This window comes from Microseira wollei NIES-4236, from assembly GCF_020521235.1.
GTDB lineage: Bacteria > Cyanobacteriota > Cyanobacteriia > Cyanobacteriales > Aerosakkonemataceae > Microseira > Microseira wollei.
In genome coordinates, this window is sequence record NZ_BLAY01000444.1 from 1 (window position 1) to 1,354 (window position 1,354).

At 42.9% G+C, this 1,354-nt stretch carries 1 protein-coding gene; it reads right to left on the reverse strand.

Translation table 11 applies throughout. The annotated features are described in order from the left end of the window. Positions 1-14 precede the first annotated feature (14 nt). Entirely contained in the window at positions 15-1,202 is a 1,188-nt protein-coding gene (locus MiSe_RS49125) for an RNA-guided endonuclease InsQ/TnpB family protein (protein ID WP_226594827.1), read from the reverse strand. Positions 1,203-1,354: the final 152 nt, after the last annotated feature.

The window sequence follows — 1,354 nt, forward strand, 5'->3', positions numbered from 1 at the left end:
CCGCTCTGCCAAACCTACTCAAATCTACCTATGAGACTTGTATCAGCTTGACTTCCTGCTTCCACCAAGGGAGTCGGCTCCTTCTTGTCCGCAGGCGTAAATTCGGGAGTAGCTCTCCCTACTCGCTCTAAGTTTAAGGCTGCATTTAAGTCTCTATCTCCTTGCCAACCACATTTTTCACAGTGAAAAATCCGCTGTGAAAGAGACAAAGACTGTTTTACCTCACCACAACAATGGCAAGTTTTAGAACTAGGAAACCACCTAGAAACAACGAGCAGTGAGGAAGAGTAAAGTTGGCACTTGTACTCTAACTGTCGTTTAAATTCATAAAAACTCCCATCAGCAATAGCTAGGGCTAATTTTCCATTGGCTAACATCCCGCTGACATTTAAGTCTTCAATTACCACCAGGCCGTGGTTCTTGGCGAGGTAGGTTGTTAACTTGTGTAAGTAGTCACGGCGAATGTTAGCAATTTTTAGGTGTAGCCGCGCTATTTTTATCCCGGAGCTGATGCAATTTTTCGACCCTGGTTGTTTGTGGCGGTGGATCCATTGATTGTGCGCCAGCTTTTTGAGGAGTTGCCGAGTTTTTTTGGCGCCTGGAAAGACTTCCCCAGTTGAAAGTGTGGCTGGATTTAATATTCCTAAGTCTACCCCAACAATATCAATTGCTTTTGGGGTACATTGAGGTTCCACCTCCAAAAGGAACGAAATGAACCATTTATCTGCCTTGCGGCTAATCGTTACTGTCTTTGGTGTGATGCCAATAGGCAAAATTTCGTATGTTTTTAATACTCCGATGACAGGGACTTGAATTTGATTGGGGCTAATAATTTTGATTTTCCCTTCTAGGGTAAATGAATCTCTGCGTCCTTTTTTCTTAAATTTTGGCGCACCAGCTTGGTGTTGGAAGCATTTCTTCCAAGCTTCTCTTAAATGCATTAATGCATATTGAGGAGCTGTTTTTGACACTTCATAGTACCAAGGATGTTTAGATTTGACTAATGCTACTAGCCATTTATGTAAATCGATTGCACTGGGGAATTTGATTTTATCGTCTGGGTTGGCGATATTGTGGTCTAAGATGGCTTTGGTTAGCCCTAATCCCCAGTTCCAAGCATGACGCGCTACTCCTGCGTGTTTGGCAAGCAGTTGACCAATAGAGTTTTTGACAATGATTTGGGTTTTAAATCCGAGTAGCACTTTGTGGTTGGCGCATGACTATCTGCTGTTGAGTGTAATTATGAGCTTTGCTTGGTTTGGTCGGCCTAAATCTTCGCAAATCTTTACAATCAGTCAGGTTTTGCAGAGATTTAGGGAGATTTGGGCAGATTTTTTGTCACTGTTGTCAGCCC